At 35.4% G+C, this 16,310-nt stretch carries 15 protein-coding genes, 2 other RNA genes and 2 riboswitches; of the genes, 3 read left to right on the top strand and 14 right to left on the bottom strand.

The window, feature by feature from the left end; translation table 11 throughout:
- Positions 1–65 precede the first annotated feature (65 nt).
- The 5 genes from DJ93_RS20555 to DJ93_RS20535 form a co-directional block, all read right to left on the bottom strand.
- Complete coding sequence (locus DJ93_RS20555) at positions 66–932, bottom strand: 5'-3' exonuclease (protein WP_042982927.1); 867 nt, start codon at positions 930–932, stop codon at positions 66–68.
- 129 nt (positions 933–1,061) lie between these two features.
- Positions 1,062–1,787: a P-type ATPase actuator domain-containing protein gene (locus DJ93_RS20550; protein ID WP_042982926.1), complete on the bottom strand. Its 726-nt coding sequence runs from the start codon at positions 1,785–1,787 to the stop codon at positions 1,062–1,064.
- A gap of 353 nt (positions 1,788–2,140) precedes the next feature.
- Positions 2,141–2,304, bottom strand: a riboswitch (M-box (ykoK) riboswitch).
- 378 nt (positions 2,305–2,682) lie between these two features.
- Entirely contained in the window at positions 2,683–3,069 is a 387-nt protein-coding gene (locus DJ93_RS20545) for a DUF350 domain-containing protein (RefSeq protein WP_042982925.1), read from the bottom strand.
- A complete protein-coding gene (locus DJ93_RS20540) occupies positions 3,070–4,302 on the bottom strand; it encodes a glutathionylspermidine synthase family protein (RefSeq protein WP_042982923.1) in 1,233 nt (410 codons plus the stop codon). It lies immediately after the preceding gene.
- Between the two features lie 3 nt (positions 4,303–4,305).
- On the bottom strand, positions 4,306–4,617 hold the full coding sequence (locus tag DJ93_RS20535) for a hypothetical protein (RefSeq protein ID WP_042982922.1): 312 nt from the start codon (positions 4,615–4,617) through the stop codon (positions 4,306–4,308).
- An 84-nt stretch (positions 4,618–4,701) separates the two neighbouring features.
- Here DJ93_RS20535 and DJ93_RS20530 point away from each other — a divergent pair, with 84 nt between their 5' ends.
- Complete coding sequence (locus DJ93_RS20530; protein ID WP_042982921.1) at positions 4,702–5,151, top strand: hypothetical protein; 450 nt, start codon at positions 4,702–4,704, stop codon at positions 5,149–5,151.
- Positions 5,152–5,203: 52 nt separating this feature from the next.
- On the opposite strand, the gene ssrS (DJ93_RS30970) is transcribed toward DJ93_RS20530, so the two are convergent.
- The 5 genes from ssrS (DJ93_RS30970) to DJ93_RS20515 form a co-directional block, all read right to left on the bottom strand.
- A non-coding RNA gene (ssrS, locus tag DJ93_RS30970) (6S RNA) lies at positions 5,204–5,387 on the bottom strand.
- A 21-nt stretch (positions 5,388–5,408) separates the two neighbouring features.
- Positions 5,409–5,592, bottom strand: a non-coding RNA gene (gene ssrS, locus DJ93_RS30965) — 6S RNA.
- 115 nt (positions 5,593–5,707) lie between these two features.
- The gene (locus DJ93_RS20525) at positions 5,708–6,541 is read right to left on the bottom strand and encodes a sulfurtransferase (protein WP_042982920.1); all 834 of its coding nucleotides are present in this window, start codon (positions 6,539–6,541) and stop codon (positions 5,708–5,710) included.
- Between the two features lie 2 nt (positions 6,542–6,543).
- Positions 6,544–6,816, bottom strand: coding sequence for a DUF2533 family protein (locus DJ93_RS20520; protein WP_042982919.1), 273 nt, complete (start codon positions 6,814–6,816; stop codon positions 6,544–6,546).
- A gap of 21 nt (positions 6,817–6,837) precedes the next feature.
- The gene (locus DJ93_RS20515) at positions 6,838–7,305 is read right to left on the bottom strand and encodes a GNAT family N-acetyltransferase (RefSeq protein ID WP_042982918.1); all 468 of its coding nucleotides are present in this window, start codon (positions 7,303–7,305) and stop codon (positions 6,838–6,840) included.
- Between the two features lie 71 nt (positions 7,306–7,376).
- On the opposite strand from DJ93_RS20515, the gene DJ93_RS20510 reads away from it, so the two are divergent.
- Positions 7,377–7,631 carry a DUF3931 domain-containing protein gene (locus DJ93_RS20510; protein WP_017152456.1) on the top strand — a complete coding sequence of 85 codons (255 nt, stop codon included), beginning with the start codon at positions 7,377–7,379 and terminating at the stop codon, positions 7,629–7,631.
- A gap of 3 nt (positions 7,632–7,634) precedes the next feature.
- Here the strand turns inward: DJ93_RS20510 and DJ93_RS20505 are convergent, their stop codons facing one another.
- Positions 7,635–11,294, bottom strand: coding sequence for a dynamin family protein (locus tag DJ93_RS20505; RefSeq protein WP_042982915.1), 3,660 nt, complete (start codon positions 11,292–11,294; stop codon positions 7,635–7,637).
- Positions 11,295–11,923: 629 nt separating this feature from the next.
- Between DJ93_RS20505 and DJ93_RS20500 the strand changes: the two genes are divergently transcribed.
- Positions 11,924–13,075, top strand: coding sequence for a DUF418 domain-containing protein (locus DJ93_RS20500; protein WP_241484360.1), 1,152 nt, complete (start codon positions 11,924–11,926; stop codon positions 13,073–13,075).
- A gap of 15 nt (positions 13,076–13,090) precedes the next feature.
- Here the strand turns inward: DJ93_RS20500 and pbuX are convergent, their stop codons facing one another.
- The 3 genes from pbuX to DJ93_RS20485 all read right to left on the bottom strand — a co-directional run bounded on the left by pbuX (position 13,091) and on the right by DJ93_RS20485 (position 16,089).
- Positions 13,091–14,413 carry a xanthine permease PbuX gene (gene pbuX, locus DJ93_RS20495; protein ID WP_042982914.1) on the bottom strand — a complete coding sequence of 441 codons (1,323 nt, stop codon included), beginning with the start codon at positions 14,411–14,413 and terminating at the stop codon, positions 13,091–13,093.
- A gap of 2 nt (positions 14,414–14,415) precedes the next feature.
- Positions 14,416–15,009: a xanthine phosphoribosyltransferase gene (locus DJ93_RS20490; protein ID WP_042982913.1), complete on the bottom strand. Its 594-nt coding sequence runs from the start codon at positions 15,007–15,009 to the stop codon at positions 14,416–14,418.
- 106 nt (positions 15,010–15,115) lie between these two features.
- Positions 15,116–15,217, bottom strand: a riboswitch (purine riboswitch).
- Between the two features lie 125 nt (positions 15,218–15,342).
- Positions 15,343–16,089, bottom strand: coding sequence for a type I methionyl aminopeptidase (locus DJ93_RS20485; protein ID WP_042982912.1), 747 nt, complete (start codon positions 16,087–16,089; stop codon positions 15,343–15,345).
- Positions 16,090–16,310 lie beyond the last annotated feature (221 nt).

The following is a 16,310-nucleotide window of genomic DNA, read 5'->3' as shown; positions in this document are numbered from 1 at the left end:
GACAATTTTTCGAACAAAAATAAAGACTGATCCGATATATATTTGATCAGTCTTTTAAATACTTCTTATAGCATATTTATTAATATTTCAGGTCTTCCCCAATCCATTTCACTACAAACAAATCGCATTTTTTCTTCATCAATTGTATGCAATCCATCTTCTAGCGGGCATGAAATTGGAACTTCACAATGAATTTGCGCCAATTGTAAAGATATATTTAAATTCTCTAAATCACTTTCAATTTTTGTGCGCTGCGCTTTCGTTAATGATGATATATTTTCTAGCACTGCCGCTACTGTTCCGTATTCTTGGATAAGCTTGTACGCTGTTTTTTCACCAATTCCTTTTACACCTGGGTAGTTATCACTTGTATCTCCCATAAAAGCTTTCGCATGGACGATTTGCCAAGGTTCTACGCCTTTTTCTTCCATAATTTTCTCAGGTGTATAATACTCATAGTTTCCAATTCCTTTACGAAGTAGCATAACTGTAACATTCGCATCAACGAGCTGAAGTAAATCTGTATCACCTGTTAAAATGTACACTTCTGCGTCATTACAATATTCTTTCGCTAGCGTACCAATGCAATCATCCGCTTCATAACCTTTCAGACCAATTACAGGAATAGATAGCTTCTCTGTCATTTCTTGTACTAGATCAAATTGTGGAATTAATTCTTCCGGCGGTGCTACACGGTTTGCTTTATAGTTCGAGAACGATTCCGTTCTAAATGTCGTACTTCCCATGTCCCAACATGTTACAATATGCGTCGGTTCGATCGTTTGTGTTGCTGTTAATAAATGCTTCATATAACCATGAATCCCGTTCGTTGGGGTACCATCTTGTCGTTTCATAAATTGTCCGTAGACACTTGTTGCGTAAAAAGCACGAAATAATAGTGCCATACCATCAACTAACAATACTTTTTTCATAATTCCTCTCCTACTAAAAAAATAATAACCTCACGTTATCACGTAAGGTTATAATAGATTACCATTCTACGTTTCTGTTCAACTCTGTCTATTATACAGTGTTTTTGTATATTTAGCATCATTAACAGCTTAAAACGTTCTACTACAACATGTATGAAGGATTCCTGAATACGTATTTTTACCTGTTGAAATAACTACAGCCTTTGCGTTTCCCTTAACAATATACGTACCTTTAAAACATACATTTTCCAGTTGGAGCGGATTGTAATCTTTCATTCGCTTTAACGGAATGAATCGTTTACGCTCAAGATGATAACAGCTTTCAAATTTCTCAATACTCGCATCGTTTCCTGTTAGAACAGATTCATTTACTAATAAATCATTTGCATAAATAATACGTACATCTGCTGGTACTGTATCACCCTCTGTAAGAAAAATCATATCCCCAGGAACAAGCTCTTCCACTGGAAGTTTCATCATTTTTGATTCATTATTTAGTCCTTGTACATTACATCCATCGACTCTAGAAACGGTAACTGTTTCACGCTGCAACTCGTTATCCACTTTTTGTTTTGAAACCCCTGGAATCATTCCACTTAGCTTCATTATGACTTCAGCAAGAAGCGCTCTTTTCGAAGATAATTCATTTCGACCATACATTTGAATACGCTTTTGCGCTTCTTTCATAGATAATCCATCTCTTGTTGTTTTAAAATACGCAAATACAGATTTTACATCTCTTGTTGCGATTTCAATTAACAAATCTCTATTTTTTTGAAGCATTGTTTGTTCTTTTATTGATTTTTTACTTGGTTTATAAGAAGTGTTACCCACAGTTTTATTTACATATAACATATGATCGTCTCCTCCTTTATAACATAGGAAGAAACGCTTTGTTTCTCAATTTATCCACTTTATTTTGAAAGTGTATGGCGTTCAAATACTATAAATAGAACGCTACCTTATGATAAATATAGAGGGAGGAACAAGTCGTTTCCTACCTACATCATATATTTTTGTTTTGAAGTATATGGGTAACGGAACCGAGTCAGAATTTGACATGCTCCTCACCTCCTCGTTTATTTTTTATTTATGAATTATACTATGAAAATCCTCATAGCTTGGTAACAAAAAAGACCTATACTCATAAACGAGCAAAGGTCTTTATATACATAAATAAGCGATTCCTAATATAATTAGAAATCCCCGAACCTCTCCCTCGCCGAGTTTTAGCACTGTATAGCATAGGTACATTACCAGCTACGTTAAGAAAAACCTTAATTCGATCATTCCTGTTGACCCATTGGCGTCTCTCGACATTTTTGGGCAGTAGCATTTCTCTATACAGGAGCCTCACCTAACAGAGACTTATTTTCATTACATAGAAAATGTTACTCTTATTTAAAATAGATGTCAACACCTTATATGGAAACTTTTCCTTATTACAACCACCATTTTATATACATTCCTTTTAAAACGAAATATCTCTTCTCATACTAATTTTGCTTAAAGTCTTATATACCGCGTACATTCAGTTGGCAAGCTTGAACAAGATACGTACATCTCCCTATTCGTTTATAATTTCAACATATACTTCATCTAAATATTCACGCTCAGTCTCCAGCTTTGGCTTAATCTACTCTAGTAACGAACTGAACCATTTCTAAAAATAATGGATAAACAAATTGAACACATAGCACAAGGATTAACAAGCGAAAAATAAAAACCTTACGTTTAAAGCGTAAGGTTTTTAATATGTTACACAGCCAGCAATTACAATTCCAATAGAAATAGATAAGAACATAAGGAAAAGTCCAACAGCCTGATTATCGTCTTCAATACTTTGATTAATATTAAAACGTGGTGTGAGCCATTCAGCTAAATAGAATACAACAATCTGAGCTAAAATTCCAACGGCTCCCCATGAAACCATATCCAAAAGTGAAATAGAATTCGCAGCAGTTGAATACAAAACAATAGCAAGCCCAAGAAGTCTTCCTCCAAGTACATAGCTTACCGCTTTATTCCCTTGAGCCATTAGCTTAAATTCTTTTACTTTTGTTGTCACTTCCATAAGGAAGAGACCAATGCATAAAAGACCGATTGAAACCGCTAAATAAAGTAAAAAATTCACCATTTATAATCCTCCTTTTTTAATTCCTACTGGTAAATAATATGATTCATTTCCCGTAATTTTTTCACCGGCACGTATACCGATACTACTTGCTTTTCCAGCAATTAAAAATGCCCCAAATACATACGACAACTCCTCGTTCCCTTTTTCAGTCTCAAGAAGAACAACTGGAAGCTTCGTATACTTTTGAAATACAGGAAGTTCTTGTGCATATGTTTGATGTGTATTTCGAATCATAATATGAGTGTCCTGATCACGAATTGTAACCGTGTCACCTTCTCTACCGAAAGAAGGTTTTTGCACATAAGAACTTTTCCCTAAAAATAAATCTGGTTCTAAATATGTAGGTAGCATATATTCTTTAATCCATTGTTGTTCCTCATTAGTGTAAAAAGCATCTTGCTCCGCTAATCCCCAAATAAGGCATTGAATCGATTTTGGCTGAAGCAGAAAGGCTGATACAGGATTTATAATAAAGAGCTTTCCTTCTCTGACAAGTTGTAACAACTCAACTCCTACTAAATCCCCAGTTTCCGGATCCCGATCCTCAATCAAATCTTCAATCGGATATGTTTGGCGATATAAAATATCAATTGATATACCATCGCTGTCCACTAAAGCATCGGCAGTAATTCTAAGCTCTGACATGGGTATCATTTTATTTTCAACCTGACAGAGCTGACTCAAATACAAAGTAGTATTCCAATCTTCTATATTTTCATGATGGGCTGTGAAAATAACGTTCGGTTTTTCTATTCCTTTAGCGGCCTCCATCACTGCTTTTGTAATACCAGAAGAAAGAAGGCGCTCCTGATTTTTATTTGGATCGTCAAAATTTAATTCTTCGCAAACCTTTCCATTTATATGAAAGCATTCCACTATAAAAGTTGGAGTATCACTATTAAACTCAAGCATTTTGATGCTACCATCACCTGTCACAACAAAATCAAATCGTGAAATAACTGATTCAGGATAAAGGGGGTTCATTCTAATAAAAGGCAAGCTTGCAGGTGGAAAACCAAGTTCGAGAAGCTGTGCATCGGACAAAGTCCGAAGAAGCCTAGCAGTCTTAAAAAATACTTTCCCCATTCGTTCTGTTGCTAATTTCAATTGTTTCATAGTTTGCTCAGTTATTGGAAAAACATGAAAAAGACTATACTCACTCTCGTACAAATTAGACCAAAAGTGAGGGAACTTTGAATAAAATTGACTTCGTTTCTTTATGTATTGCGACATGTTTTAACCTCCAAACCCACCCTTTGAACCGCTTCCAATTCCGCCTTTATACTCTGATGAAGATTGATAAACTTTAAATTCAGGTGAACTTTTAAATGTTGTTTTATCTTGATAATATCTACCACCATAATAGTAATGTCCCCGGTAACTAGAATTATTATCATCACACCGCCATACACCAAGTTCATCATCCCAATCCCAATCAGCACAACTATTATCATTCGGTTCAGGAGGAAGGTTTTGCGTACAACCAAATAAGGTGCCGGTCATCAAAGAAGTCAGGACACCACCTACTAGCCATTTCGTTTTTACCACTTTTGCACTCCCCTTTGTGAATTATATTTTTATTATATAAGAAACCATGATAAAGTAGAAGAAAAAGGAAGATGAGGGATAAAATTGCGGTTAGAATATCGGCTTAATGATGAAGAAAAACAATACCCCGCCTTATGGAACTATAAAAATATACCTATTTCTGAAATTGTCGCAAGAATGACTTGTGAATATTTCATTAAAGAAGGAAATACATATGTCGTTACAGCGACCTCGGTAGATCCAGACGGAACAGCAGTATTATATATTCAAAAAGAAGAATTTTCAAACGACTCTTCAGATTCTACGTATTCCCATATAGGCTTTGAGATTAGAGAACTACAGGAATTAGGTTCAATTTTGATTGAAAGTAAAGATGTGTGGAAGTATGAAGAAATCTTACCTTCTCTCCATTCAGACATTATATATGTTCAAAGAGATGGCCTGCATATGGAATTTACTCTAGATTCAAGAGAGATTGATGAAGATCGAAAGTGTTATGTGTATTATGGAAATTTCACAGGTGAATGCAGATAACAGGAACGCTTCCAAAAACAAAAAAACCTTACGTATAAACGTAAGGTTTTTATATAGCCCCACACATGCCGTTCTCTCTAGATGTCCATAAACCTGCTCTCACAGGTGGATGTTCTCACAAATATTTGTAACTTCCTTCTTAAAAAGATGGCCTGTTATCTATATTTAAATATTGAACTTCCATATTATACTTATTGGTTTAAGACATACATAAGCTACGTACACCGTAGGAATTTTATATACTGTTAGTTGAAATAAGACCCCCCGCACGTGCCGTCCCTCGTAAATGTCCAAAAACCCGCTACTCGCAGGTGGATGCCCTCACAGCTACCGTACATCTTCCTCCACAAGGAAGGCTTGATGATGGTCTCTAAATGTTGAGCTTCCGTAAAACTAACATCGGTTTTAGACATAAATAAGTTACGTACACCGCAGGATGAATTATTTACTTGTCGTTATATTATCACATTGTATACAATGTGTAAAATATAATGTTTTAAAGTAACTTCTTGCTTGTGACCTTATTTTAATACAAAATATTTTTGCATGCAAGAGGTTACTCTTCTTCTTTTGAAATTTGATTTTCTGGATAAGAAATCCAATCACTCCAGCTACCTGCATACAATTTAACATCTTCAAAACCAGCTATTTGAAGTGCTACTATATTTGGGCAAGCTGTAACGCCCGAGCCACAATAAACGATTGTTTCTTTTTCTTTATTAAGGTGTTTGAATCGTCCTTGCTGCTCATCTTTATTTTTAAATTGTCCTGATTCTTGAATGCCATCCTTCCAAAAATAGTTTTTTGCTGTTGGGATGTGACCTGCTTTAGGATCAACAAGTTCTTCTATACCAGCGTAGCGTTTTGGCTCTCTAGAATCGATTAATATAACATCTGCATTTGTACGAATTTTCTCTTTGACATCTTCCATCGTTACAAGCAACTCTTCTTGTATTTTTGGTATAAAGTTTTCTCGTACAATAGTTGGAATTTCCTCTGTCGTATTTAAACTTTCTTCTTTCCAGGCAGGAAAACCACCGTCTAATATATATATTTTCTCGTGTCCTACATATGTTAAGAGCCACCAAAGACGAGAAGCCATTGCACCAGCTTGACTATCATATGCAACTACTGTCGTAGTCTCATTAATACCAGCTTGAGAAAGCTTTTCCACAAACTCCTCAATGTTTGGCAGTGGATGGCGACCACCGTGCTCCATAACAGGACTTGATAAGTCTAAATTTAGATCAAAATATAACGCATGAGGAATATGTTCGTCCTCATATTGTTCTCTTCCCCAATTTGGATTCGCTAAGTCAAAACGACAATCGACTATACGGACATTCTCATCTTCTATATGATCACGTAACCATTCGACTGTAACAATCATACTTAGCGACCTTCTTTCTCTTGTAAACGACCTACATACTCCATAACCATATCTTCTGTAACAATTTTACGTTGCGGTGCAACACCACGTTTTGCCAAATCATTAATTTGCTTTGTTACCATATTAATTGCATCTACTGAGAAATGTTTTCCATTTGATGCAAGTGCTACTGCTGCTTCAATCGCCGCTTCACGCTGCGCGTCTAGCTGTAAAAATACTGTTACAATTTCATTTTGTTTACGAGAATGTGCTGTAATGGCTTTATGTACTTCCATCTTCTCTTCCCCCTAAGTAATTTATACTGTCATATTCATTTCCATTGCAAGCCGAATCATATCACGACATACAATTCCATTTTCAATGATCTCTTCTTCATAATGCTTCGAAAAGTAATCAAAATCAATAGAAAAAATACGAAATCCACATTTTTGATATAACGCAAGCTGAGAAACGCTAGAATTCCCTGTACCTACTTCCAGTTTGTACATTCCATATTCTTTAGCAGTTTCAATTGCATGATGTAGTAATTGCTTACCTATACCTCGCCCTTGTAACTCTTCTACAACGGCAATATTCATAATTTCCATCGTTTGCGGTCTTGTTTCTAGCAATACATATACACCTATTATCCTTTTACCTTCTATCGCTGCATATATGAATCCTCTTTGTAAATACGCGTCAATTTGACGTTCACTTGGATCAGCAAGCAATAATAAAGATTTTGGCATAGCTTCTTTTGAAATACGCTCTATTACAACATTCATAAAAATTCTCCCTTCTCTATTGTTCTAAACCCCCCTTGTCTACCATAAGTAATACAAAGGAGGGATTCACCATGGACAACAATGAGAAAAAGTGCAACGTCATCTCAATTGATGGAAAGAAAAAGAAGAATGGAACATATTCCTATCCAAAATTAGTAGTAGAAGGAAAAACATATGAGTTTTCTTCGTTCGTCTTATGCGGTGAAACACCAGACGGCAGGCGTTTAGTTCTTACTCATATGATTTCTACAGATGAGTTTGCAGGGTTCGTAAAGTCTCTAGATGCCGTATTACAAAAGAAAATTGAACGAATCTTTTTTTCATAACATTTATAAAACATGTATTTCTTTTTCAATTTCTACTAACTGCTTTTGTAATTGATCTTTGCTTTGTTCATATAGCGATACATCAATTGTTTCAGCTAAAGCAAATAATATACTTTCATAATATTGCTGAATATCTTGCTGCATCACTGTCTGGAATAAGTTCCACTTCATTTCCCATTCCTGCTTATAGTGATGAACAAATAAAATTTCTTCATCAGCTACATATTGTGATACAAGAGGTTCTAGCACTCCTTTAGCATCTTCTTGCATAAATGCTTTATCATTTTTTTCAAAAAAGCTTTTCTCATTTTTAAAATGCGCTAGCGCCTTTTTAAAATCTTTTATTTCTATTGAAGGAAACGGCTCTTTATGTGTAATGACCTTATATTCATAATCCAATGTTCCGTTCATAGAAATCGATTCATTTTCCGCTTTACAGTTCACAACAATTTCATCTTTTGCACGCTTCATCGCTTCATCTATCCATTTTTCAAGACGTAGTGATGTCGCACGCATTTCTTGCAATAAATCATGCTGGATAAATGACATAAGCTCCATTACACATTCTTGTAACTGTGTTTTCACATTTCCATCCGTTCGAAGTGAAGCCGGATTAATAAATTCAGTAAACACATCGTTATAACGTAAAAACAAACGTTGTTGTACATAATAAAGCAATTCTTTCACTTCATTTTGCATCGCTTGTTCTTCTGCAAGCACACTATATGATGAAATAATATGAAGTAGCTGATTACGCTCTGCTTCATATTTTTTCGTTTGCTTTTCTTTCTCATCATTTCCTTGCTTCGCACCATGTATCATATTTATAAGAAGCTGATTCGCCCCCTGTAATGCACCATATAAAGAATATACAGAAACAAGCATTAAATCTCTCATCATAAAGGAAGTAAACGACTCTTCAAACTTAACAATCCCTGAATTTTGCAGGACACCATACTGTTCTTGTTCAATACGCTTCCCTTGTTTCTCTTCAAGTGCACACAAGCTTGAAATTGCAAATAAACGCGGATTCCTAATACCGTATTGTAAAAGTTGATCAGCAATATACCCTTTAACCATCTCAAGTTCTTCTTCAGACTGCGCTAAATCTGCTGCATTAATTAAGAAGAACATTTTATCAAGCGCAAACGTATCCTTGACACGACCAAGCTGAATTAAAAACTCACGATCTGCCCGAGAGAAAACATGGTTATAGTATGTTACGAATAAAATAGCATCAGCATTTTTAATATATTGGAATGCAACATCAGTATGACGAGCATTAATAGAATCTGCCCCCGGTGTATCTACAAGAGCAACCCCTTGTCTCGTTAAGGCACAATCATAATACAGCTCCATATATTCAACAAAACATGATTTTTCTTCATTTGCTACATAATCAGAGAACTCTTCTAATGTGACTTGTACTTTTTCTCCTAAATGAGCTGAAACAGCTTGATAACCCCTTTGTACCGCACGTAAAAAACTAAAAGTTGTTTTCTGCTTTCCGCTCGGAGAAGGATATTTCATAATTGTATCAATTTGCGTCAGTGCCTCATCCAAGGTAGCTATTTCATAGTGAAACAGTTTATAAACTGCCTTCATATCTTCTAATAGTGCTTGCTCGGATTTAAACTGAACTACTACTGTCCCATGTGGGTTTTCTTCTGTAACTGGCAAAATTTGATTAATTGTCGCTGTCGTTGGATTCGGTGATACAGGAAGCACCTTTTCTCCAAGTAATGCGTTAGCGAATGATGATTTCCCTGCACTGAAAGCTCCAAATAATGCTACTGTAAATTTCTTCTTTTCTACACGTTGTCTTTTCCCAACTACTTCTTGATGTATGTGCTGGAGTGTAGATAATGGCTCTAATATCGCTTCTGCTTTCTTCACTTTCTCTAATATGCGCTGAATATTTAATGTAGCCGTAGTCCTAGCCTCTTCCTCCTCTATAAACGTACTATCACTTACTATTTCTTGTTCTTGTATTGTGAACTTCTCACTCACAACTTGTTTTTTACTTTGTAATACATCTTCTATTTGTAAACCTTCTGGTACAGAAACGCGATCACACCAAATATTTTGTAAATAGTCCTCATATTTCTCATACGTTTTAATATATTGTAATTTTGTTTCTTTCGCTGTTTGTAAAACAGTATATTGCTCAATTTCTTCTTCAATACGAGCAATCGCTTCCTTTACTTTTTTCTGCAGTACCCCTGTGCTTTTTTCAAAAATTTGCTGAGATTTCATAAAATATCTTTTCTTTAGCTCATTTGCAACATCTGCTGTGTAAAGAAGTAAATAATCCCCAGTGAACCCTGCACCTTGTTTAATTGCTTCTGCTAATAATTCAGGACCGAAAGCGATTTGCAGGGCATATATGTCTTTTCCAATTTCTTCTGTAAATAAGCCTTCCTCTTTTAAGAACGTTACAATAAATTCTTTCACATGAAAATCGAGCTGCGTTTCAACTGTCTTTTGAAAAGCTGAATAAAACGCATCTATACGTCTTTGTTTTTCTTGTTCGGTCTTTCCTTTCGCAAACAACAAACCGACTTTAAACTTCGTTAATTTCGTCTCCAAATATTGATTTGCTAGCTCTCTCATTTCAAATGGCATTAAATAAGCATTATCTAATATCGCCTGTAAACCTTTTATAAACTCATTTTTCACATCTGATTCTTTACTAGCGGCACGGTGTTTATTTTCAATCCACTCTTCCTTTTTTTCTACTATTTCTGAAAGTGAGAGCGGTGATGCTAACTCCTCCTCATATTTCATCAGCTGTTTTTCATTTTCAGAAAGAACAAACGAAAAATGCTCTTGTAATAAATGAGCCGTTTCTCTTTCCATACCATTCTTCACATATTGCTCACGCTCGTTCATAATAGAAGAAATTAATGCTTCTAAACATTGAATTTCATTGTGTGGATTGTTCATCATTCGTAATGAAGTATAAAAAATACCATCTACTTCAATATCCCAATTAAAAAACGATTGTTTCACACTTTCCCTATAATCCTCAAATGATAACTCATTCTCTTTATGCTTATCTATTTGGTTCACAACAAGATACACCGTTTTATTACGCTGTTTCAGTTCTTTAACGAATTGCAAATTCACTTCCGATTGAACGTGGTTATAATCCATCATATAAAAAATGACGTCTGCAAGATGCAGTGTTGATTCTGTCGCTAATTGGTGGGCATCATCTGTTGAATCAATCCCTGGTGTATCAACTAACATAACACCATCTGGAATCGGTGCATCATTTCGATAAATATGAACACCAATTACTTCATCACCATTTTTACAAATTTGTTTTAATTCTTCTGCTGAGTATGCACCATCGTATTCATACTGCTCCCCCGATTTAACCGTTATAACAACGCGATCAGACCCTCTTTCAATTTTAACGACGTTAGCGCTTGTTGGAATTGGACTTGTCGGTAAGAGCTGTGCTTTATATAAATGATTCATCATCGTCGATTTCCCAGCAGAAAAGTGACCACAGAAAGCTAGCATAAGCTGCTCTTGCTTATATTTTTGAATCACTTCAAATAATTTTAAACTATTTTCTGTATCACCATGCTTTTGCCATTCTTCATAAAAACAAACAAGTTTTTTCATACCGTTTGTCTGTACTATGTTTGTCATCCCCTTGTTCCCCTTTATCCAAGATGTATATACTTTATCCTGCTATTTGCGGGTAGTAACACTCCTAATTCCTAAAAAGTTAAGCGAGTGATACACTGCCCAAAAAATGTCCCAATAGCGAAAGCTAGTAATCAGTGACGGTAAAGCCCCACTGATTAAAGTTTCACTTTATTATCATACTAAATTTTCAGCCTATTCTCACTAAAAATAAAAAATCCCTTTCATTCTTTTTACAAATGAAAGGGATTTTATGTAATATTGTTCATTTTGTTGTTCCTACTCCGTTTAACACGTACTTTGTAATCACTGCATATACAGCAACCGTTCCTGCAACAAGTGCATATACCATATGTAACACACCAACCTTTTTTGATAATGATTATCACTTTTGAGTATATTTTATCACTAAAGATAATCATTATCAATATGTTTTAAAAAGAAAGCTCCTCTGAAGAAGGAGCTTTACTGCCTGTTTTAAAGGAGTTTAAAACTTGCTGTGCCCTCTTATTATATCTCATATTGCATATCTTAACAGTTTTAAAAATTGGAAATCCCTCTATCCCCTCCTTCTTACATTTTGTATAATAAAAGGGATTTACTTAGTAAGGAGGAAAATAATGACATAAAATATTTCACAAGGCGAGCGGATTCATTCTATTGATATCATTAGAGGAATTGCTGTACTCGGCATTTTTCTTGTCAACTGGCCAGTTATTACTGGTGTTGACTCTCGTGACATTTCAGGGATTTACGAAGGAATGGACAGTTACATTCGCCTATTTTACGATATGTTTATTCAAACAAAATTTTATACTATTTTTTCATTTTTGTTTGGATTAGGTTTTTACATTTTTATGAAGCGTGCTGAGGCGAAAACAGACCACCCGAAAACTTTATTTTTCCGCCGTCTTCTCATTTTATTATTATTCGGTTTTTTACATTATGTCCTTTTATGGGATGGAGACATTTTACATACTTATGCAATCACTGGTTTTTTCTTATTTCTATTTTATAAGAGAGAGCCTCGTACTATTTTAATATGGGCAATTGTACTATTAAGTTTCATGCAATTTTTCACATTATTAGGTTCTCTTCTCATGGCATTAGTACCATTAGATAAATTAGACCTTTCCTCAGCCGTTATACCGCTAGAAAACTGGGGGGTACACACCGAAGAAAGATTCCATTCTTTCTATTCTGAAGCAATAGGAAACAGTCTCATTATGCTTCCTGAAACACTGGGACTATTTTTACTCGGATTATATGCTGGTAAAAAAGATATTTTCCGTCGTACGAAAGAATTAGATACAAAACTAAAAAAATGGCAAATCATTATGTTCGTTTTAACATTACCGATGTGGTTCATTATGATTCATTTCTTTATTAAAAATCAACCTTATACACCATTTTCACTTATGGGCATTACAATGATAAGCGGAAAAACATTATTCATCTTTTACATTTTTACACTTATGCGTTTACTACAGAAAGAAAAATGGCAGAGATTATTACGTCCATTCCAATATGTTGGACGAATGGCGTTAACAAACTATATTTCTCATACCATTATTACATTAATTGTATTCGGTCTATTTTTCAAAAAATATTATCCCGTTCCATTATGGATCGGCCCACTATTTTGTATTGCCTTCTACACGTTACAAATCTTTATAAGCCACTGGTGGCTTTCTCGTTATCAATACGGCCCACTTGAATATATTTGGCGCCTTGGCACGTACGGAAAGATGATGCCTCTTAAAAAGAAAAGCAAGGTCTCTTAATGAGACCTTGCTTTTTTATGCTTCTCTTACCGCACTTTTCACTGGAACTGACTCTTCTTTTATCTTCACTTTTCTCTGTGGTACCATATTAAATACGATATTTAAAAGTACTGCTGACGCACTTCCAAGTACAATTCCGTTATCTGTTAAAATACGAATGCCTTCAGGTAATTGAGAGAATAGCGTCGGAACGACTGTAACACCAAGTCCGAGTCCAACAGAACATGCGACAATTAATAAATTTTCTTGTTTTCCAAAATCGACACTGCTTAGCATTTTAATACCGTATGCCATAACCATACCGAACATTGCTAGCATTGCACCGCCAAGCACTGATTTTGGAATGATTGTTGTGATTGCGGCGATTTTTGGAATAAAACCAAGAGCAATTAACATACCACCACAAGTATAAATAATAACGCGATTTCTTACACCAGTTAATTGAACAAGACCTACATTTTGTGAGTAAGTTGTATACGGAAACGCGTTAAAAATACCGCCTAAAATCATCGCTAACCCTTCTGCGCGATAACCTTTTGTTAACTCTTTTTCACCAATCTTTTTATTACAAATATCAGACAATGCAAAATATACACCGGTTGCTTCCACAATACCTACGCAAGCAACGAGAACCATCGTAATAATTGGTGTTAATTCAAATGTTGGTGTACCAAAATAAAACGGCTGAATACCATGGAACCAACCTGCTTCTCCGACCGCTTGTAAACTCACTTTCCCCATGAAAGCTGCCACGATTGTCCCAAATAAAAGACCAAGTAATATAGAAATTGAGCGGATAAAACCGTCAAAGAAACGGTACATAATAATGATAAATAATAAAACTCCAAATGCTAACGCTAAATTTTCCAGACTTCCGAAATCTTTGCTTCCTACGCCCCCAGCCATATCATTAATCGCTGCTGGAACAAGCGTAACACCAATGACTGTAACGACAGATCCTGTTACAACGGGTGGGAAAAGCTTTACAAGTTTTCCAAATAACTTTGCAAAAATAACAACGAATAATCCTGCAGCAATAATTGCTCCATATATAGAAGAAACACCATATTGTTTACCAATTGCAATCATCGGTCCAACTGCTGTAAATGTACAACCAAGTACAACAGGTAAACCAATGCCGAAGAAACGATTTGATAATGCTTGCAAAATTGTTGCGACGCCGCACATTAACAAATCAATCGATACTAAATATGTTAGCTCATTTTGATTTAAACCGAGTCCCCCGCCGACAATTAGTGGAACAATAATTGCACCAGCGTACATTGCAAGCATGTGCTGTACACCGAGTGATGCGATTTTAAATGGGTGCTGCTTCATCGCTATTTCACCTCCGCGGTTTCTTCCTGTACAAATGTAACGGTACCATTGTCAAGCGATGCAATTTCTGCTAATGACTCAACACGCACACCATTTTCACGCAGTTTCTTTCCTCCATCTTGAAATGCTTTTTCAATAACAATGCCAATTCCCGCAATACTCGCGCCTGCTTGTTCTACTAAACTCATTAAACCTAATGCAGCCTGCCCATTTGCTAAAAAATCATCAATAATTAACACACGATCATTTTCGTCTATATGATTTCTAGATAATGAAATCTCGTTCGTTTCTTGTTTTGTAAATGAATATACTTTAGCAACATACATATTATCTTGTAACGTTAACGATTTACGCTTTCTTGCAAAGATTACTTTTACACCAAGCTCTAACGCAGCCATAACTGCTGGTGCAATCCCTGAAGATTCAATCGTTACGATTTTTGTAATGTTATCTTCTTTAAAACGCTTTGCAAATTCTTTTCCGATTTCTTGCATAAGCACTGGATCAATTTGATGATTTAAAAATGCGTCTACCTTTAATACATCACCAGATAAAACCTTTCCTTCGTTCAAAATCTTTTCTTGTAATACTTTCATGTTTGTTCCTCCTCTTATGCAAATAAAAAACTCCAAAAGCTGCCACCACTCGTTACAAGTGAGCGACGTGCTTTTGGAGTTTCGCAAAAAAGAATGCTAAACAAGCAATATATTCGTCCTCACTCATAGTCAAAGTATTTACGGTACTTCGGTAGAAACTTGCAGGCCATATCCCCGCGATTATATGAGTGTAGCTAACCTATTTATTTTATAGAAGGATTATAACTCACTTTTTTTACTTTGAAAAGCATTTCTAAAAAAAACACGTACAAATTTTATAAAAACAACGTTTTCGTTCGAGTTTTGAAAACTCTTACATTTCATACCTTCTCTTTAAAGGGACGTTAAAATAACTGGTCCATCCTCCGTAATTGCAATTGTATGCTCATACTGCGCAGACAATTTCCCGTCCATCGTTCGTGCAGTCCATCCGTTTAAATCTACTTTAGAATAACGCATACCAACATTTACAATGGGTTCAATTGTAATTACCATTCCTTCTTTTAATTCTGGACCTTGACCTTGCTTACCAAAATGAAAAACGGCTGGTTCTTCATGAATGACTTTACCAATTCCATGCCCTGTAAAATCTCTCGCAATAGAAAATCCTTCAGAAGCTACATAACTTTCAATTGCATACCCAATATCTCCTACACAGTTCCCACTTATCGCTTGCTCAATCCCTTTATATAAAGCATTTTCTGTTACTAATAATAACTTTTTCGCATCATCAGAAACATCTCCTACCGTATACGTCCACGCTGAATCTGAGAGCGCACCATTTAAGTTTACTACTATATCAATTGTCACAATGTCTCCTTCATGTAAAGGAACACTATCCGGAAACCCATGACACATTTCCTCATTCACAGATGCACATATTGCATACGGATACTCATTATACCCCTTCTGCTCGGACGTTGCACCATGCTTTTCTAAATACGCCTCTACAAACGAATCAATTTCTCTAGTAGTTATACCAGGTTGCATCATTTTTGCAATTTCTCGATGACAAGAAGCTAGTAATTTTCCAGATTCATGCATCAACTCTATTTCTCGTTTCGTTTTTATCGTAATCATAAAACCTCTCCTTATTTCCCTTATTACACGCGTTCCATCCGTCTAAATGTAATGATACACCATTCTTAAAAATTTCAAAACAATATGCACTTCACATTTCTTTCACAACTCTCCAAGTTAAAATTTGTAAAAAAACGTGATTTGATAGGTTCTCATTATAAACATAGTTTTTATTGTATCAATGAACACTTTTTGAAAGCATATTTGAACATAACTAAATC

It is taken from the genome of Bacillus clarus, from assembly GCF_000746925.1.
Taxonomy (GTDB): domain Bacteria; phylum Bacillota; class Bacilli; order Bacillales; family Bacillaceae_G; genus Bacillus_A; species Bacillus_A clarus.
The sequence above is the reverse complement of the archived record's forward strand: the minus strand, read 5'-3'. Positions and strand labels throughout refer to the sequence as shown.